Annotated in this window: 17 protein-coding genes and 1 tRNA gene; 14 read left to right on the top strand and 4 right to left on the bottom strand. The window is 62.0% G+C overall.

Features of this window, described 5'->3' with window-relative positions; all coding sequences use genetic code 11:
* Positions 1-53 precede the first annotated feature (53 nt).
* The 3 genes from AMC88_RS02715 (at position 54) to AMC88_RS02705 (ending at position 1,340) form a co-directional block, all read left to right on the top strand.
* Positions 54-129 (top strand) — tRNA-Thr (locus AMC88_RS02715).
* 204 nt (positions 130-333) lie between these two features.
* Positions 334-807, top strand: coding sequence for a hypothetical protein (locus AMC88_RS02710; protein ID WP_041683529.1), 474 nt, complete (start codon positions 334-336; stop codon positions 805-807).
* A gap of 152 nt (positions 808-959) precedes the next feature.
* Positions 960-1,340: a hypothetical protein gene (locus tag AMC88_RS02705; RefSeq protein ID WP_012482548.1), complete on the top strand. Its 381-nt coding sequence runs from the start codon at positions 960-962 to the stop codon at positions 1,338-1,340.
* 191 nt (positions 1,341-1,531) lie between these two features.
* Here the strand turns inward: AMC88_RS02705 and AMC88_RS33955 are convergent, their stop codons facing one another.
* Positions 1,532-1,774 carry a hypothetical protein gene (locus tag AMC88_RS33955; protein ID WP_225880703.1) on the bottom strand — a complete coding sequence of 81 codons (243 nt, stop codon included), beginning with the start codon at positions 1,772-1,774 and terminating at the stop codon, positions 1,532-1,534.
* 30 nt (positions 1,775-1,804) lie between these two features.
* On the opposite strand from AMC88_RS33955, the gene AMC88_RS33950 reads away from it, so the two are divergent.
* The 4 genes from AMC88_RS33950 (at position 1,805) to AMC88_RS02680 (ending at position 5,251) form a co-directional block, all read left to right on the top strand.
* A complete protein-coding gene (locus tag AMC88_RS33950) occupies positions 1,805-2,017 on the top strand; it encodes a hypothetical protein (protein WP_225880702.1) in 213 nt (70 codons plus the stop codon).
* A gap of 233 nt (positions 2,018-2,250) precedes the next feature.
* Positions 2,251-2,718 carry a hypothetical protein gene (locus AMC88_RS02695; RefSeq protein ID WP_012482546.1) on the top strand — a complete coding sequence of 156 codons (468 nt, stop codon included), beginning with the start codon at positions 2,251-2,253 and terminating at the stop codon, positions 2,716-2,718.
* Positions 2,719-2,847: 129 nt separating this feature from the next.
* A protein-coding gene (locus tag AMC88_RS31785) for an IS5 family transposase (RefSeq protein ID WP_097541909.1) occupies positions 2,848-3,608 on the top strand; the annotation gives its coding sequence in 2 pieces (ribosomal slippage) (positions 2,848-3,175 and positions 3,175-3,608; 762 coding nt in all).
* A gap of 152 nt (positions 3,609-3,760) precedes the next feature.
* Positions 3,761-5,251, top strand: coding sequence for an MDR family MFS transporter (locus AMC88_RS02680; RefSeq protein WP_064825797.1), 1,491 nt, complete (start codon positions 3,761-3,763; stop codon positions 5,249-5,251).
* A gap of 120 nt (positions 5,252-5,371) precedes the next feature.
* On the opposite strand, the gene AMC88_RS02675 is transcribed toward AMC88_RS02680, so the two are convergent.
* The 3 genes from AMC88_RS02675 to AMC88_RS02665 form a co-directional block, all read right to left on the bottom strand.
* On the bottom strand, positions 5,372-7,321 hold the full coding sequence (locus AMC88_RS02675) for an ABC transporter ATP-binding protein/permease (RefSeq protein WP_064824782.1): 1,950 nt from the start codon (positions 7,319-7,321) through the stop codon (positions 5,372-5,374).
* 88 nt (positions 7,322-7,409) lie between these two features.
* Positions 7,410-8,537 carry a hypothetical protein gene (locus AMC88_RS02670; RefSeq protein ID WP_064825796.1) on the bottom strand — a complete coding sequence of 376 codons (1,128 nt, stop codon included), beginning with the start codon at positions 8,535-8,537 and terminating at the stop codon, positions 7,410-7,412.
* Between the two features lie 179 nt (positions 8,538-8,716).
* Positions 8,717-9,613 carry a GntR family transcriptional regulator gene (locus AMC88_RS02665; RefSeq protein WP_064824781.1) on the bottom strand — a complete coding sequence of 299 codons (897 nt, stop codon included), beginning with the start codon at positions 9,611-9,613 and terminating at the stop codon, positions 8,717-8,719.
* 263 nt (positions 9,614-9,876) lie between these two features.
* Here AMC88_RS02665 and AMC88_RS02660 point away from each other — a divergent pair, with 263 nt between their 5' ends.
* From AMC88_RS02660 to AMC88_RS02630, 7 genes are all read left to right on the top strand, one after another.
* Positions 9,877-11,379: a UxaA family hydrolase gene (locus tag AMC88_RS02660; RefSeq protein WP_037143136.1), complete on the top strand. Its 1,503-nt coding sequence runs from the start codon at positions 9,877-9,879 to the stop codon at positions 11,377-11,379.
* Positions 11,380-11,417: 38 nt separating this feature from the next.
* Positions 11,418-12,437 carry an aldo/keto reductase gene (locus tag AMC88_RS02655; RefSeq protein ID WP_064825795.1) on the top strand — a complete coding sequence of 340 codons (1,020 nt, stop codon included), beginning with the start codon at positions 11,418-11,420 and terminating at the stop codon, positions 12,435-12,437.
* Between the two features lie 10 nt (positions 12,438-12,447).
* Positions 12,448-12,897: an RbsD/FucU family protein gene (locus tag AMC88_RS02650; RefSeq protein WP_004676000.1), complete on the top strand. Its 450-nt coding sequence runs from the start codon at positions 12,448-12,450 to the stop codon at positions 12,895-12,897.
* A 206-nt stretch (positions 12,898-13,103) separates the two neighbouring features.
* Positions 13,104-14,093, top strand: a complete 990-nt coding sequence (locus AMC88_RS02645) for an ABC transporter substrate-binding protein (protein WP_004676002.1) — start codon at positions 13,104-13,106, stop codon at positions 14,091-14,093.
* 119 nt (positions 14,094-14,212) lie between these two features.
* On the top strand, positions 14,213-15,766 hold the full coding sequence (locus tag AMC88_RS02640; protein ID WP_016734888.1) for a sugar ABC transporter ATP-binding protein: 1,554 nt from the start codon (positions 14,213-14,215) through the stop codon (positions 15,764-15,766).
* Between the two features lie 27 nt (positions 15,767-15,793).
* Positions 15,794-16,768, top strand: coding sequence for an ABC transporter permease (locus AMC88_RS02635; RefSeq protein WP_004675089.1), 975 nt, complete (start codon positions 15,794-15,796; stop codon positions 16,766-16,768).
* Between the two features lie 63 nt (positions 16,769-16,831).
* Positions 16,832-17,851 carry a zinc-binding alcohol dehydrogenase family protein gene (locus AMC88_RS02630; RefSeq protein ID WP_010024437.1) on the top strand — a complete coding sequence of 340 codons (1,020 nt, stop codon included), beginning with the start codon at positions 16,832-16,834 and terminating at the stop codon, positions 17,849-17,851.
* Positions 17,852-18,042: the final 191 nt, after the last annotated feature.

Below are 18,042 nucleotides of genomic sequence, written 5' to 3'. Positions count from 1 at the left end.
ATGCCTGTATCAGCGCCATGCAAATCGCAGGCCGCACACTTCGGCCGCCAAATGCCGCTTTAGCTCAGTCGGTAGAGCACATCATTCGTAATGATGGGGTCACGTGTTCGAGTCACGTAAGCGGCACCATTTTTCTTCGATCGGCTGCTCGCCCACCCGCATTATAAGCCTCTCTTAATATCCTGCGTCCATTAATCGGCTGTGGCCGCTCGGCGGGCAAAATCGCCAAATGGGTGCTGGGCCACGTCATCAAAGCAATCGACCTGCCCCTTCGGCTGCGCATGAGCGACTGATGTCGATCGAGCCGGAGCGGGCCTTTCGGTAGGAGGGTTTATGCGGATATTACTTTCGAGCGTCGTGCTTTTCACCTTGACCATTTCCAACGCGCATTCCGAAGATTTCCCTCTCGCTTCATGTGCTGGATGGGACGGAACGCTAATCAGCAGGACCGGCACGGATTCGAGAAATGCGGTCATGGAAGGGAACGTCAATCAGGCCAACTTCCAGGAATACTGCGAACGAGACCCGGGATACGAGACGGTCGCACATGGCGGGAAACTGACCGTTGAGCAGTGCGTGGCGCTGTATATGAAAGAAGATGGCGAAGACACCTATCGTTCCACGGCCGATTGCCGCAAGGGCACCCTGTCCTTCTTTCCTTCTGCCGGAGAACCGGTGCGCGTCACTTTCCCCTTGCCAGAGGATGCAGATATTTCGTGCGCCTCAGGCATGCCGCCGCTAATCAGGCAGTTCACGATGCTCTGCCCCCAGGCGGCGCGAAAGTTTAAAATGCTGGACGACGAATGACGGGATGATTGTCAATCGCCTTTGGTCGAGTCCATGAGATGCCTCTGCTTGATGGTATCTGCGGCCAGTTAGCATCTTAAAGTCGTCGAAAACCTGCAATTCCGGCAGGAACCTGCCGCTCCCGAACTGGTTCTCCCCTTGAGATAACAAGGATGGAGCAAACCATGTCCTGCAAACTCATCGCTATATCGCTTCTTTCCATCGGCCTTGCCGGCTCGGCGCTGGCGCAGACGACCGGCGGTGCCAATTCCAACGGGCGGCTTTCGGTGGCGCCTGTCATCGGCGGCTCGGGGAGCTCGGGCACGGGTTCGGCCGGGACCGGATCTGCTGGTACGGGCTCGGGCAGCACCGGTTCTGTCGGCACCGATCCCGGTACGACCGGCAGCACCACTGACAGCACGACTGGCGCTGGCGGCGTCGATCTCAACAGCGGGCGCAGCACGATCAATCGCGGCGGCGTCAATCCGGATCTTCAGCAGGTGCCGGGCTGCACCGCCGGTACCGGCTCACTCAGCGAGGCATGCCAGCAGTGAGGGCGGGCAAGCGCGCGCCTCTTGAGAATGACGGCCCGGAGCGAGAGCGCCGGGCTTTCCTTTGGAGCAAAGCGCCTGACGCAACAAAGGCGAGCACCGGCTAGGCCCGATTACGCTGGAAGTAAGAATCTGCTCCATATGCCCTCAGCCACGTCGCCTCATGCACACGGCTCGGAAGGCGAGTGCGGGCGTCAATCCGCACACGTGTTGATCCCGTCGCGAACGATCAGCGCCCACTTCGGTCCAAGCCTCTCGCGAGCTGAAAGGGCCGTGTCGCTCCCTGGCTCGCCCTCCTTGAACATCCTGACAGCCAGATCCTGATTATGGCCGCCCGAGACGTAAGTGGGGCCGGGATTGTAAACGGTGTTGCCGCTGTAATAGCCGGTGTTCCCATAGAGCGTGGCGGTGCCCGTTGTCGTATATGACCCAGGCATCTGGACAACGCGCGTGGTGTCCGCGCCGGCTTGGCCGACGATGACGTATCGGTCATACCTGCCTTGATCGTTTCGATCGCCGCCTGCTTCTCGGCAACCTTCATGGCACCGATACCACCGCATACCGGAGCGGCTTCAGTCTTGATGATGAGTTCGTTCTTTGATGTCCGGATTGCACTGGACGCCGCGCAGGAGGAGGGGAGCGCGGCGGTGAGCACGATAGCATTCTTGAATTTCATGTGAGTCCGCTACAAGCCCCTGCAAACTATGATTGGGTTGTAGTTTCGCAATAGAAAAAACCGTGAAGTTGAAAATAAGTTGGGTACGACCTAACGCACCTCCATTCATTCGCTTTCTGGCCACGACCACAATGGAGAAGTTGCGGCAGTAGCTCACCACGGGAAGCCGCAACGCTTAAGTCTGGCGCAACTAAACCAAAATAGACTTCCGTTCATTTCTGAGGAAAGGAACGAATTTTGGCAGCGCTTCTACAGCGGTATGTTCGAATTGGCTTTAAGGCCGTTCTGATCCTTTTCGTTTTCAGCTTGGGGCCGGCAGCGGGGTTGGCGCCCTGTCCTCCAGCAAACGAACTGCTGGCCAAGGCGAAGGTCGTCGTCGAAGCGCGTGTGAAATCGCTGTCGATCGGCGAATCCGGTTTTCTCCTGGAGGAAAATTTTCCGACGCGCATGATAAGGGCAGATTTGCAGATCACGCGCGTAATCAAGGGCGAGTATCCTGGAAACGAGGCGATCGTCTATGGAACTGTGTTTCCTCCAGGACCGTTCAAGGAACTGACCCAGATGGCATTGTTTGCTGAGTTCGAGGGCCGCGACACTTTTGAATGGGAACTTTCACGCCACGAACTGGCCGCCGGTGCGGCGTTCTTTTCGATGAACGACTGCATCTATTACAAATTTCCAGATTATGCAGCGGGTGCCCGCTGATCACCGGCTGAATCCCACTGAGTTCGTTGCTCTTGCGTCCGAAACCTTGCGCAAGTTCTAGGAGCCGTGGACTCTTGGGATTCCCAAAGCTGAGCAAATCAGATTCAAGACTGTCTTTTGGAGGCAGTCATGGGTGTTTTAGATCGTCTCATTCTTCGAGATGACCAGTGGGAGCGGATGTCTCGTCATATCATTGGCGACGATCGCACGCGCGGTTCGTCTGGACGTGACAATCGCATGTTTGTGGAAGCGGTCTTGTGGATCGTGCGGACGGGTTCGCCCTGGCGCGATCTGCCGGAGGTGTTCGGTGATTGGAACAGCGTGTTTCGCCGCTTCAGCCGCTGGAGCCAAAAGGGTGTCTGGTGGCGTGTCTTCGAAGCAATGTCGGAGGATACCGACTTCGAATACCTGATCGTCGACAGTACTATTATTCGCGCCCACCAGCACGCCTCCGGCGCAAAAAAGGGGCTGAAGATCAGGCCCTTGGCCGCTCGCGCGGCGGCTTGAGCACCAAAATCCATATGGCCGTGCGTGGCCTTGGATGTCCTGTTCGTTTCATCCTGACCGCCGGCCAGAAAGGCGATGCACCGCAAGCCGATCTCCTGATCGAAGACCTGCCAGCCGAGGTCGTCATGGCCGATACGGCCTATGACAGCGACCGGCTACGCAAACTCATTGCCGACAAGGGCGCGCAAGCGGTTATCCCGAACAACCCCTCGCGTGCCAAGAAGTATCCACTCGACAAGGAACTCTACGCTCAGCGCTATCTCGTCGAATGTTGCTTCTCGAAGCTCAAGCAGTTTCGACGCATCGCCACGCGATATGAGAAAACCGTTCGAAACTACAAAGCCATGATCGCTCTGGCCGCAACAATCTTATGGCTCAGATAAGTGTCCACAGCTCCTAGTGGCTGAGGCGCCAATAGCTTTACGCCTCGTCGCTGAGGTCGTAAAACAACGGCACACCTCCGCGCATGGCGCATCGCCCCATCAAGCCAGCCTGCCGTTATCCGGCGTCCGCGGAGCACCCGAAGAGGATCGTCATGTCGAATGCTGCGCATCGCTCGAACCGCGTGCTTGTCGTCGCGACCATCATGGTCGCCACCTTCATGGTTGCCATCGAGGCGACGATCGTGGCGACCGCGATGCCGCGGATCGTCGGCCAACTCGGCGGCTTTTCCTATTACAGCTGGGTGTTTTCCGCCTTCCTGCTGGCGCAGTCGACGACGACGGTGATCTACGGCAAGCTTTCCGATATTTTCGGGCGCAAGCCGGTGCTGATCGCCGGCATTGTCATCTTCCTCGCCGGCTCGGCACTCTGCGGCTTTGCCTGGTCGATGATGTCGCTGGTGCTGTTCCGGCTGCTGCAGGGGCTGGGTGCGGGCGCCATCCAGCCGGTGACGATGACGATCATCGGCGATCTCTTCAAGCTCGAGGAACGCGGCCGGGTGCAGGGCGCGATGGCGACCGTCTGGGCGACCTCGGCCGTCGTCGGGCCGCTTGCCGGCGGCATCATCGTCGACAATATCTCCTGGGCCTGGATCTTCTGGATCAACCTGCCGATCGGCATCGTCTCGATCATCGCCTTCATGATCTTCCTGAAGGAGGACGTCGCGCACAAGCAGGCAAGGATCGATTATCTCGGATCGGTGCTGTTTTCGATCTCGATCGTCGCGCTGCTCGTGATGCTGACGGAGACGGATGCGGGTGGCTCCATCCTGCTAGCACTCTTCGCCGTGTTCGTGGTCGCGGGGCTGCTCTTCCTCGCCCAGGAGAAACGGGCGCCGGAGCCGATCATCTCGATCGCGCTCTGGAGCCGCCGGCTGATCGCCACCAGTAATGCGGCGACGCTGCTTGCCGGCATGGCGCTGATCGGGCTTTCCACCATTCTGCCGATCTATGTGCAGGGCGTGCTCGGCCGCTCGCCGATTGTTGCCGGGTTCACGCTGACCATGCTGATCGTCGGCTGGCCCCTGGCCGTCATGCTCTCCGGCCGCTTCTACAAGGCTTTCGGCATTCGCCGGACGCTGCGCGTCGGCAGCCTGATGTTTCCGTTCGGCGCCTGTTTCCTGCTGTTCCTGACGCCGGAAAGCTCCCCGGTTCTCGCCGGCACCGGCTCCTTCTTCATGGGCTTCGGCATGGGCCTGATCAGCCTGACCAGCATCGTGCTGGTGCAGGACAGCGTCGAATGGTCGATGCGCGGCAGCGCCACCGCCTCGATCATCTTTGCCCGCAGCCTCGGCAATACGCTCGGCGCCACCGTGCTCGGCGCCATCCTCAATGCCGGCATCGGCCATTATGCGAGCGGCGAGACGGCGGCGGCGCTGCATAAGGCGCTGAACCAGCCGACCGGGCTCTCGGCGCTCGCCGCCGATCCTGATAACCGCGGCATCTTCGATGCGGCGCTGCACTGGAGCTTCTGGGGCGTGGTCGTCGTCGCGGTGCTGACCTTCTTCACCACCTGGCTGATCCCGGTCGGCCATGTCAGGAAGCGTGAAGAGCCGGCGGCGGCAAGCGAAGCGGCCTCGCATTGACCGCCGCGTTCCTCCTCACAGCCTAAAGCGCGTAGCGATCTTTCAGATTCGCTCTTCGCGCTTTAGCTCTTTGCGCATGTCGTTGCCGCAAAACCGCTGCACACTTTTGCGCGACATGCTCTAGCGGCGGTTGTCCAAAACGCGCATGATCAGGCTGCGCCTTGCCTTGCGCGGGCCAAGATCGATATCGCTGACGAGCTTGGCGCCGCCTTTGCGCCGCTCCAGGGTGATCTTGCGGCTATGGAAGGCTTCGAGCTCGGCGCGGTGCGCGACGCTGATGATGGTCACCGTCGGCATTTCTTCGATCAATGTTTCCATCATCCTGTCCTGGCTCTTCTCGTCGAGCGCCGACGTCGCTTCGTCAAGCACGATGATATCGGGATGGTGCAGCAGCAGCCTGGCAAAGGCGAGCCGCTGCTTTTCGCCGCCCGAGAGGATCTGGTCCCATGGCGCGTCTTCCTCGATCTTCTCGTTCAGATATTCCAGTCCCACCTTGGCGAGTGCAGACTTGACCTCCTCCGCCGTCCAGCTGTCGGCGGCGCGGGGATAGGCGACGGCCCGGCGAAGCGTGCCGGACGGAATATAGGGGCGCTGCGGCAGCATGAAGAGGCGGCGGTCCGCATGGAAATCGACGCTGCCGTGACCCCAAGGCCAGAGGCCGGCAATGGCGCGCACCAGCGTGCTTTTGCCGGAGCCGGATTCCCCGGCGACGAGCACCCGCTCGCCCGGCGCGATCTCGACCTGGGTTTCCTTGACCACGGCGGTGCCGTCGTCGAGCGACACGGAGAGATCGTTGAGGTTCAGGATCGCGTTGCCCTGGGTTTCGCCGTGCTTGATGCGTCTCAGCGCATCGCTCTGTTCGGCGCGCTCCAGCCCGTCGAGCGACGTCATCAGCGAGGCGATGCGCCGCGCGCAGGCGTTCCAGTCGGCAAGGCGGGGATAATTGTCGACCAGCCATCCGAACGCGGTCTGAACGATGGCAAAGGCGGAGGCAGCCTGCATGACCTCGCCGAGCGTCATGCCGCCGGCGAGAAACTTCGGAGCGCACAGCAGCAGCGGCACGACGGGCGCAATCAGCATCGACCCGTGTGAGACGAAGGTCGTGCGCATGTGCTGGCGCGCAAGCAGCGCCCATTGCTTGAGCACGTTGGAAAACGTCTTGTCGAGGTCGTTGCGTTCCTCTTCCTCGCCGCCGAGCAAGGCGATGCTCTCGCCATTTTCGCGCACACGGGTCAGCGTGTAGCGGAGCTCGGCCTCCACCTGGTTCTTGACCTCCGACACCTGGACGAAGTGGCGGCCGATGATCGCGATCACGGTTGAGGTGATCACGGCATAGAGAACCGCCGTGACGACGAGAAAGCCGGGAATGGTGATGGTCATGCCTGCGACCGGCAGGGTGAGCGCTCCGCCGATCGTCCACAGCACCACGATGAAGGTCGAGGCCGATAGGAATGCGGAAATGACGCCGGCGATGAAATCGACCGGCGCTTCGGTGGCAATGCGCAAATCCTCCGAGATGCGCGCCTCGGGATTCTTGTGATCGCCGCCGATCAGGTTCAGCTGATAATACCGGCCGTTGGCGAGCCAGCGCGCGATCACCGCCGCCGTCAGCCAAGAGCGCCAGCGGCGCTGGATCATCATGCGGACATAGACCTGGGCGGTGACAAGGGCGACGCTTCCGAGCACGAGCGGCACGAAAACCGCGCTGAGGTAATAGACCGTACCGGCATCGTGCCGCTCTATGGCGTCGAAGATGCCGCGGTTCCAGCGATTGATTCCATATTGAAACCCGACATTCATGCAGATCATCGCCAGCAGACCGATCGAGCACGGCCAGGCAAGCCTGTCGCCACTGCTGCCCCAGTAGCGGCGGGCGCTGATCCAGAAACGCCGCAGCAAATATCGCTTGCGCGCCTGCTCGGCCTCCTCGGGCGTGAGATCCGGATTGGTTTCGATGGCATCTGGCGGCGCGGCGGCCTCGACAGTCGATGCCTTCTCGGGGCGCGACTTCTCGGCACCGTGCTCCTCGGTGCCGTCGACCGATTTCGGTTTGAGTGTAGCGTCGGTCATAAGCCTCACAACGGCTTACAAATCAAAAGGTTTCATGCGGCCGGTACCGGGAGCGGCAATTGGAGGTCTCAAGGAGACGCGAGGGCCGTTACGACGCCTTGTCTGCGCCGATGACATAACTATCATTCGCCGCGTTCTGGATCATCGCGATGGCGACCGGCGGAAGGATGAAACTCCAGATGCCGAGCCAGGCAATCGACACGGCGTTTCCCTCGCCTCTGTCGCAGGCCCTCTCGTTGAGGAGATCCCCAAGGGTCATGAGAAGAACCGGCAAGCCGAGCGGCACGAGGATCGCGATCAGCACGGCGGCAAGCGGCGTGAGCAGACGCTGCGACGGCGCCGCGCCCGCCAGCTCGCCATGGATGCGGTAGACCCAATAGGCCAGATAGATAAAGGCGGCGAGCGCAATGGCGAAGACCAGAAGCACCGAGAGCAGCGCGATCGGAGAATCGCCGACGCCGACATCGTTTGCCTGAAACAGACGAAAACCGATTGCCGCCAGCAGGATGAGAATCGGCGGGGTGATCAGGATGACGGCAACGAGAAGAGGTGAGCGCTGCCGCGGCGCAAGCGGCTTGTGCCGTGGGCGCGGCGCGTCGTCGAAGGCGAGATTGCCGGCCGGCACCAGCAAAATGACAGCAAGGAGCAGGCAGCCCAGAAAAGCGGAAACGACCGGCACGGCGCCGAGATCGAGCTCGTACAGCCACGACGCACCGACCGGCGCAAAGGCCGAGATCAATATCGTCGTCGACATCAAGGTCAGAGCGCAGCCGAAGTCGATTTTGCCTGGACGCCCGCCGACCAGAAATATCGCACTCGCGAGCGGGAAGACCGCCCGAACTGCGCCGAGCACCAGGCCGAAGAAAAGCAGAAAGCTCGGCGAGCCCCACAGGTTAGGCGCCGGCAGAACAGCGACGGCGACGACGGCACAGACGAGAATGGGGGAGATCAAGGCTGACCGGCCATGGCGGGCCGCGACGATAAAGGCGAGGAAAGCGCCGACAACCCAGCCGAGGGTGGAACCGAAATAGAAGATCCCGATCGTCTGGGCGCTGCTGCCGGTCATTTGCGCGATCACGGGAAAGACCGTGCTCAGGCCCTGGCCGCCGACGGCGATGAGAAGCGAGGAAAGGAAGACGGCCCAATAGCGATAGGTGCTGAGGAAATCAGCGAGCGTCCATTCGGCATTGCTGGATGGAGCAGAGGTGTTTTCCATTGGCGAAATTTGCTCTTCGTTGACCATCGCTCATCCTTGTCGCGGCGGTGGAGGCCGACTGTGCGCCTGGTTATTTCAATAACGCTGACGCTGCAGTTTGATCAACCCAGAGTTTTGCCGACGGAGCATGATGACGTGCGTGTGCCCCCTCGGCACGACATTTTCGCCCTTGTCCTACCTCACGCGCTCTCCGCCATCTGCGGCAGGGATTGCAGCAGGGTCTGGCGGGCGGAGCGCAGGTGGATGCGGCAGGCTTTTTCGATGGCCGCCTGGTCGCCGGATTCGAGTGCGGCGATGTAATCGAGATGTTCGTGGATGGCGCGCTCGTTGCGCTCGCGGGCGGCGGTCTTGTTCCACTGATAGTGATAGTGGAAGACGATGGCGATCGCATCGTAGAAATCGGCGATGAAGCGGTTCTTCGAGGCGCGGTGGATCAGGAGGTGGAAACGCTCGTCAAGGACGGAGAAATCCTTGAAGCGCTGGTTGATGTCGGCGAGCATGGCGTGGTGTTCGTCGCGGATGGCGGCAAGATCGGTCCAGGCCTGGTGGTCGCGGGGAAGCCGGCCGAATTCGGCGGCCGAATGCAGCTCGAACATCTCGCGGACATCGGCGAGTTCGAGCGCGAATTCGCGGGTAAAGCCTTTCAGCGTCCAGTGGCTGTTCGGCCGCTTCTCGATGAGGCCGAAGCGGGAGAAGCGGATCAGGAATTCGCGCACGCTTGTTGTGCCGGTGCCGATCTCGCGGGCAAGCTCCAATTCGTTGATCTGCATGCCGGGCGCGGCATCATCGGCAAGGATGCGCTGCATGAAGCTGCGCTCGATGATGTCGTGCAGGGAGTCGGTTTCTTCGGAGGGAAAGAGATCGCGGTCGGTCGGCTGGCGCAGCACGATCTTCTGGCGCTTGTTCCAGCGGATGATGCCTTCCTCGCTCAGACGCGTCAGGATGGCGCGCGCGGTGGAGCGGCTGACGCCGAGCTGGGCGGCGATTTCCGGCTCGGAGGGCAGCGCGGTATCCGTGCGCAGGGCCGCGGCATACCTGTTATAGGCTTCCTTGAAGACCGTGTTCTGCCTTGCCATCAGACCCCCGCTTTTCGCCCGCGCGCCACGACGCCCTACCGCCAAAAGGCGGAAGAGAGTCAGGCCGGAGCGTGTTCAAACGACCATTAGCGTATTTCCGCGCGCCTGCGGCGCATCGCCTCCCTCGTCCACAGGATCAATATTCCCGTTGACTTGAAAATGTTTATTGTAGATAAAAAACAAAATCAATGCGCATTTGCCGTGCGGCAGGCGCTCCCGAAAACAGCTCACACTTTTCGGCATCGCGCTCTAGGGAGAAGAGATTGGACAAGCAGCCTTGGATCATCCTGTCGGCCGGCGACAATGTCGCGGTCGCAACGGCGGCCATCGCGCCGGGTTCGACGGTTGCCGGTATCGAGGCCCGCCAGAAGATTGATCCCGGCCACAAAGTGGCGATTGCGGATATTCCGCTCGGGTCACCCGTGGTCAAATACGGGCAGGCGATCGGCCGCACCACGGCGGAGGTCAAAGCCGGCGACCATGTGCACAGCCACAATCTGCATTTCGAAAACGACCGGCTGGCGGCGACCGCCAATTCGGCGCCGGAGACGGCAACGCCCGAAGACAAGGCGCGCACCTTCATGGGCTATCGCCGCGCCGACGGCCGGGCGGCGACGCGCAACTATATCGGCATCATCGCCAGCGTGAACTGTTCCACCACGGTCTGCCGGGCGATCGCCGACGAGGCGAACCGGACGATCCTGCCGCATTATGACGGCATCGACGGTTTCGTGCCGATCGTGCACGACCAGGGCTGCGGCATGAGCTCGACCGGCGACGGCATGAACGTGCTGCACCGGACGCTGGCCGGCTATACACGGCATGTGAATTTCGGCGGCGTGCTGATGATCGGCCTCGGCTGCGAGGTCAACCAGCTGACGCTGTACGGCCAGAGCGGTGCCGGCGCCTCGAAGCGGCATTTCAACATCCAGGATGCCGGCGGCTCGCGCCGCGCGGTCGAGCGCGCCATGGGCATGCTGCGCGAAATCGCCGCCGATGTCGGCCGGGAAAAGCGGGTGCCGATCCTGATCGGCGAGATCATCATCGGCCTGCAATGCGGCGGCTCGGACGGCTTTTCCGGCATCACCGCCAATCCGGCGCTGGGTGTGGCCGCCGATCTGCTGGCTGCGGCCGGCGGCACGGCGATCCTGTCGGAAACCTCGGAAATCTATGGCGCCGAACATCTGCTGCGCAGCCGCGCCGTCAGCGACGACGTGGCGAAAAAACTCGACGAGAAAATCGCTTGGTGGGAAGAGTATGTGGCGCTGCACGGCGCCTCGCTCGACAACAACCCCTCGCCCGGCAACAAGCGCGGCGGCCTCACCACCATCCTGGAAAAATCGCTCGGCGCGGTCGCCAAGGGCGGGCGTTCGCCGCTGACGGCCGTCTATGGTTATGCCGAGCGGGTGACGGCCCCCGGCCTCGTCTTCATGGACACGCCCGGCTACGACCCGGTCTCGGCAACCGGCCAGGTGGCCGGCGGCGCGAATATGATCGCCTTTACCACCGGCCGCGGCAGTTGCTTCGGCTGCCGGCCGGCGCCGTCGCTGAAGCTTTCCAGCAATTCGGCGCTCTATGCGGCGATGGAAGAGGATATGGACATCGATTGCGGCACGATCGCCACCGGCGATGCGACAATCAGCGGCAAGGGCCGCGAGATCTTCGAGCTGATCATCGATACGGCCTCCGGCAAAAGGACGAAGAGCGAGCTCTTCGGCTACGGCGACAATGAATTCGTGCCCTGGCATCTCGGCGCAACGCTCTGATCTGAAATGAAAATCCCAAGGCTTGACGAGGACGCATGATGAAGACGAGACGGATCGGCAAGACCAGGCTCGAGGTCACCGAAATCAGCTTCGGCGCGGCCGCTCTCGGCGGTCTCTACCGCGCCTGCCCGCGCGAGCAGGCGATGGGAACCCTGCAGGCCGCCTGGAACAGCGGCATCCGCTATTTCGATGTCGCCCCCTGGTACGGGCTCGGCCTTGCCGAACGGCGGGTCGGCGATTTCCTGCGCGACCAGCCGGATGGTTCCTACGTGCTCTCCACCAAGGTCGGCCGGCTGCTACGGCCGGTGCCGACCGGAACGGTGCCCGACTACAGCTATGTCGACCCGCTCTCCTTCGATGCCGATTACGACTATTCCTATGACGGCATCATGCGCTCGGTGGAGTTCAGCTATGCCCGCCTCGGGCTCAACCGCATCGACATTCTCTATGTGCACGATATCGGCGGCTATACGCATGGCGCGGCGAAGAATGCGGTCTATCAGAAGCAGCTTCTCGATTCCGGTGTGAAGGCGCTCGAAGAGCTGAAATCCTCGGGCGCGATTTCTGCCTTCGGCCTCGGCGTCAACGAGGTTCCGGTCTGCCTCGAGGTCATGCGCCATGCCGATCTCGACTGCATCCTGCTGGCCGGCCGCTATACGCTGCTCGACCGCTCGGCGGTCGCCGAATTGCTGCCGCTCTGCCGGCAGAAGGGGACCTCGCTCGTCGTCGGCGGCGTCTTCAACTCCGGTATTCTCGCCACCGGCCCGGTGCCCGGTTCGCATTTCGACTATATGCCGGCCACCGAAGAGGTGCTCGCCAAAGTCGGCGCCATGGAGGCGATCGCCAAGCGCCACGGCGTGCCGCTCGCGGCTCCCGCCATGCAGTTTCCGCTGCGCGAGCCGATCGTCGCCTCAGTGCTGATCGGCACGGCGAAGGCTTCGAGCGTGACGCGCAACATGGAAATCGTCGAGCCGCCGCTTTCCGACAACATTTACGGCGAATTCGAGCCCTATACGCTGGTCGCGCCGCCGCTCGGCGCCGAAGCGGTCCGGGTCTGAGGGAGAGAATATGCTTAGAGGAATTCATCCGCTGCTCGGCCCCGACCTGCTCCATGCGCTGAAGACCATGGGGCATGGCGACGACATCGTCATATCGGACGCCAATTTTCCCTCGGGCTCGATGGGCCCGCCGGTCATCCGCGCCGACGGCGTCAGCGCCACAGCGATGGCCGAAGCGATCCTGACCCATATGCCGCTCGACACCTTCGTGCCGGAAACGGCATGGCGGATGGAGGTGGTCGGCGATCCCCAGGCGGTGCCCGAGGTCTGCGCCGAATTCCAGGAGATCGTCTCAAGGCGCGCCGGCGATTTTGCCATCGTGCCGGTGGAGCGCTTCGCCTTCTACGCGATGGCCCGCAAGGCCGCCTATATTGTCGCGACGACGGAATTCCGACTGTACGGCAACCTGATTTTGAAAAAGGGTGTCGTTCATCCCCATGAGGTTGAATTCGGCCGATAGCTATTTTAGGCTATCGTTGTATGGAAATAAAATCAGTAGCTTGGAAGGAGTTTTCCGAAGCGAAAAAGCGAGATCGACACCCTTGCAATTTGATTGCGCCTCGGCTAGCTTCTGCCTGCAAATGTTTTTTATCGATAAAAATCGTCCGCCTGCGTTCAGCGGTCCGGTTTATTTGGAGGAGAACGCATCCTGAGAGGAGAACCTTTATGAGCATCGTGAAATCCCTTCTGTCCCGCCGCGCCTTCACCGCGCTTGCGGGGGCCGCTGTCATCGCCACGGCGATGCCGGTCACATCTTTCGCCGCCGAGGTGACGATCCCGATCATCGTCAAGGACACGACGTCCTTCTACTGGCAGATCGTTCTGGCCGGCGCCCGCAAGGCAGGCCAGGATCTCGGCGTCAAGGTGCCGGAACTCGGCGCCCAGGCAGAATCCGACATCAACGGTCAGATCAGCATTCTGGAGAACGCCGTTGCCGGCAAGCCGGCCGCCATCGTCATTTCGCCGACGGAATTCAAGGCGCTCGGCAAGCCGATCGATGAAGCCGCCAAGTCGGTTCCGATCATCGGCATCGACTCGGGCGCCGACTCCAAAGCGTTCAAGTCGTTCCTGACGACCGACAACGTCCAGGGCGGCCGCATCGCCGCCGATGGTCTTGCCGCTGCCATCAAGGAGATGACCGGCAAGGAAGAAGGCGACATCGTCATCCTGACCAATCTTCCCGGCGTCGGCTCGCTGGAGCAGCGCCGCGAAGGCTTCCTGGATCAGATCAAGACCAAGCATCCCGGCCTGAAGGTCATCGCCGACAAGTATGGCGACGGCCAGGCGACGACCGGCCTCAACATGATGACCGACCTGATCACCGCCAACCCGAAGCTCGTCGGCGTCTTCGCCTCGAACCTCATCCTGGCGCAGGGCGTTGGCCAGGCGATCGCCGAAAACAAGCTCGGCGACAAGATCAAGGTCATCGGCTTCGACAGCGACGACAAGACGGTCGGCTTCCTCAAGGATGGCGCCATCGCTGGCCTCGTCGTTCAGGACCCCTATCGCATGGGCTATGACGGCATCAAGACCGCGCTTGCCGTCTCGAAGGGCGAAAAGGTTCCTGAGAATGTCGATACCGGCGCCAACCTCGTCACCAAGGCGAACATGGCCGATCCGAAGATCGACGCGCTCCTGAACCCGAAGATCAAGTAAGCAGACAAGACGGCCGCGCCGGCTCAAAAACCGGCGCGGCCTTTTCTATCCATGTTATCAGGGGCCATGGTATGGTTCAGCAGGGATGGAGCGAGAGACGACAAGAGGAGGAGAGGTCCATGACCGGACTGGAAGAGGTCAGTCATCGCCATGATGACAGCGCCACGCTGAAAGAAGCCAATCGCATTCCCGCCGGATCGCCTATCCTCGAACTGAAAGGCCTGCAGAAGAATTACGGTCATGTGCAGGCGCTGAAGCCGGCGACGCTGACCTTCCTGGCCGGAGAGATCCACGCCATCGTCGGCGAAAACGGCGCCGGCAAATCCACCCTCATCAAATTGCTCACCGGCGTCATCACCCGCACGGCCGGTGAGGTTCTGTGGTGCGGCCATCCGGTGGGGCTGTCGACGCCGAACGAGGCGATCGCCCGCGGCATCAATGCCGTCCACCAGGAAGTCGTGCTCTGCCGGCACCTGACGGTCGCCGCCAATCTCTTCCTCGGCGACGAGGTCAACCGCTACGGCCTGATGCGCAAGAAGCAGATGGAGAAGATGGCGCAGGCCGTTCTCGACGATCTCGGCTTCGGCCTGCCGGCCGGTGCACTGCTGAGCTCGCTGACGATCGGCCAGCAGCAGCTGGTGGCAACCGCGCGCGCGGCGATGCGCGGCACCCAGTTCCTGATCTTCGACGAACCCACAGCCTATCTGACACGCCAGGAATCGGCGCAGCTGTTCAAGCTGATCCGCCGCCTGCAGGGCGAAGGCGTCACCATCGTTTATATCAGCCACCGCATGGAGGAAGTCTTCGAACTGGCCGACCGTGTCTCGGTGCTGCGCGACGGCACGCATGTCGGCACCCGGCTGATCGGCGAGACCAACGATGCCGAGCTGATCGCGTTGATGATCAACCGCTCGATCGAGCAGATCTATCACAAGGAAGAGATTGCGATCGGCCAGACGATCGTCGAGGCCAAGGGTCTTTCGGGTCCGGGCTTCGAGGACGTCTCGCTCAGCGTCAAGGCCGGCCAGATCGTCGGTCTCTACGGATTGATCGGAGCCGGCCGCAGCGAATTTGCTCTCGGCCTCTACGGACGCCAGCCGATCAGCGCCGGCGAGATCGAATGGATGGGCAAACCTGTCGATATCCGCAACGAACGCACCGCGATGGAACTCGGCATTGCGCTGGCGCCGGAAAGCCGGCGCGACCAGGGGCTTTGCCTCAACCTGCCGATCGGCCTCAACATCAACCTGCCGGTCTTCGGGCGGTTGAGCCACGGGCCCGTCATCAACCACGCGCGGGAATCGGCCAATGCCGACAGGCAGATCCGCGATCTCAGCATCAAGACGCCGAGCCGGCGGGTTCCGGCCTCCAGCATGTCGGGCGGCAACCAGCAGAAGATCGTCATCGGCAAATGGCTGAGCCATGGCGCCCGGCTGTTCATCTTCGACGAGCCGACCGTCGGCGTCGACGTCGGCACCAAGGCGGAAATCTACCGGCTGTTCGCCAAACTTCTGAAGGAGGGGGCGGGCATCATCCTGATCTCCTCCTACCTGCCCGAGGTCTACGAGCTGGCCGACCGGCTGCACGTCTTCCGCGGCGGCAGGCTCGTCGCCAGCCATGATTTCCACGCGGCGACGCATGAACAAGTGCTCAGCGAAGCGATCGGCGTCTGAGCCAGAAGAATAAGAGGGAGAAATTTCATGACTGCCACCCCCACCGAAATCGTCGCGCCGCCGCCACGCCGGAAGATGAACATCCTGTTCGGCCTGACCCTGATCGGCCTGCTGATCTTCCTCTGGATCGTGCTCGGCTTCGTCACCGAGAGCTTCTGGACGCCGCTCAACATCTCCAACCTGCTGCGTCAAGGCGCGATGACGGCGATCCTGGCGCTCGGCCAGACCTTCGTCATCATCACCGCCGGCATCGATCTTTCGGTCGGCGCGATCGTCGGCTTCTGCACCGTCATCATCGCCTGGCTTTTGCAGGCGGGCGTGCCGCTTTGGGGGGCCATCGTGCTGACACTCGCCATCGGCGTGGCGATCGGCGCCTTCCACGGCTTCGGCATCGTGCATATGGGCCTGCCGCCCTTCATCATCACGCTGGCGACCCTGACATCGCTGCGCGGCATCGGCCTGCTGATCACCAACGGCTCGACGATCAGCATCACCGACGAGAGTTTCAGCAATTTCGCCCGCGCCGATTTCCTCGGCATTCCGAGCCTGTTCTGGATGGTCATCCTGGTGGCGGTGCCGTCCTTCGTATTCCTGCATTTGAGCCGCTGGGGCCGCTATCTCTTCGCCGTCGGCTCGAACGCCGAAGCGGCGCGCCTTTCCGGCGTCAACGTCAAGGGCATGATCTATCTTGCCTATATCCTGTCGGCCGGCTTCGCCGCCTTCGTCGGCGTGCTGCTTGCCTCGCGTATCGCCATCGGCAATGCGACGCAGGCTGACGGCTGGGAACTGCAGGCGATCGCCTCCTCGGTCATCGGCGGCACCAGCCTGTTCGGCGCGGTCGGCTCGGTGCACGGTCCGCTGATCGGCGCCTTCATCCTCGCCACCATCAACAACGGCGCCAACCTTCTGAACGTCAACTCCTTCTGGCAGCGCATCATCACCGGTCTCTTGATCATCGTGATCGTCTTCTTCGACCAGCTGCGCCGCCGCAAGAGCAATTGAGAAACTCAGAGAAGCCGGTCGCACAGGCCGGCTTCTTCAATTTCCAGGAATGCGAGACCTGTCATGAAAGCAGTTGTTTGCCGCGAGCCCGGCGTGCTCGAGATCGTCGAGCGGCCATCTCCCGCCGCACCGGCGCCCGGCTGGGTGCGGCTCGCCGTCAGCCATGTCGGCATCTGCGGCACCGATTATCATATCTTCGAGGGCAAGCACCCTTTCCTCGAATATCCCCGCGTGATGGGGCACGAGATCTCGGCGACGGTCGTCGAAGCCGGTGAGGGCGTAACGCTTGCGACCGGCACACCTGTTATCGTCAACCCCTATCTCTCCTGCGGCCAATGTGTCGCCTGCATCAAGGGCAAGCCGAATTGCTGCACCAACATCAAGGTGCTCGGCGTCCATACCGACGGTGCCTTCTGCGAAGAGATCTCTGTTCCGGCAGGCAATCTCTATCCCGCCAGGGGCCTCAGCCTGGAGGCGGCGGCGACCACGGAATTTCTGGCGATCGGCGCGCATGCGGTGCGCCGCTCGCTGGCCGGCGCCGGCCAGCGCGCACTCGTCATCGGCGCCGGCCCAATCGGCCTCGGCGCGGCGATCTTCTCGCGCATTGCCGGTCACGAGGTGACGCTGCTCGATACCAGTGCCGAACGGCTGCAGATGGCATCGGAGCGCTTCGGCTTTAGCTCCGGCATCGTCGCCAACGAGGCGACCGCCGAGGCCGTCAAGGAAAAGACCAATAACGACGGTTTCGACGTGGTGTTCGATGCGACCGGCTACGGCCCGTCGATGGAAAAGGCCTTCTCCTTCGTCGCCCACGGCGGCGCGCTGGTGCTGGTCAGCGTCGTCAAGGACGATATCCGCTTCTCCGATCCCGAATTCCACAAGCGCGAGATGATGCTGATCGGCAGCCGCAACGCCACCCGCGTCGATTTCGAACATGTGGCGGATTCGATCGCCAAGGGCCTTGTGCCGGTGGACAAGCTCATCACCCACCGCACGACGCTCGCCGACGCACCGCGCGACCTCGCCCGCTGGGCGCATGAGAAGAGCGGGCTCATTAAGGCGGTGATCCAGGTTGGCGGTTAGGGTATTTTTAGAGAGGTGTGGAGCGGTTTGCGCTTATAACTGCCCCTCACCTAACCCTCTCCCCGTAAACGGGGCGAGGGGACGTGCCCTGCGAGAGGTTGGTGGGGAACGGAGAGGTCGCGGCATATCCCCTTCTCCCCCAAGCGGGGGTCCGAAGGACGGGTCGAGACCAGTGGCTCGACCCCCGTCGG

This window comes from Rhizobium phaseoli, from assembly GCF_001664385.1.
In the GTDB taxonomy this organism is placed as follows: Bacteria; Pseudomonadota; Alphaproteobacteria; order Rhizobiales; family Rhizobiaceae; genus Rhizobium; species Rhizobium phaseoli.
This window is presented reverse-complemented; position numbering and strand designations above follow the sequence as displayed.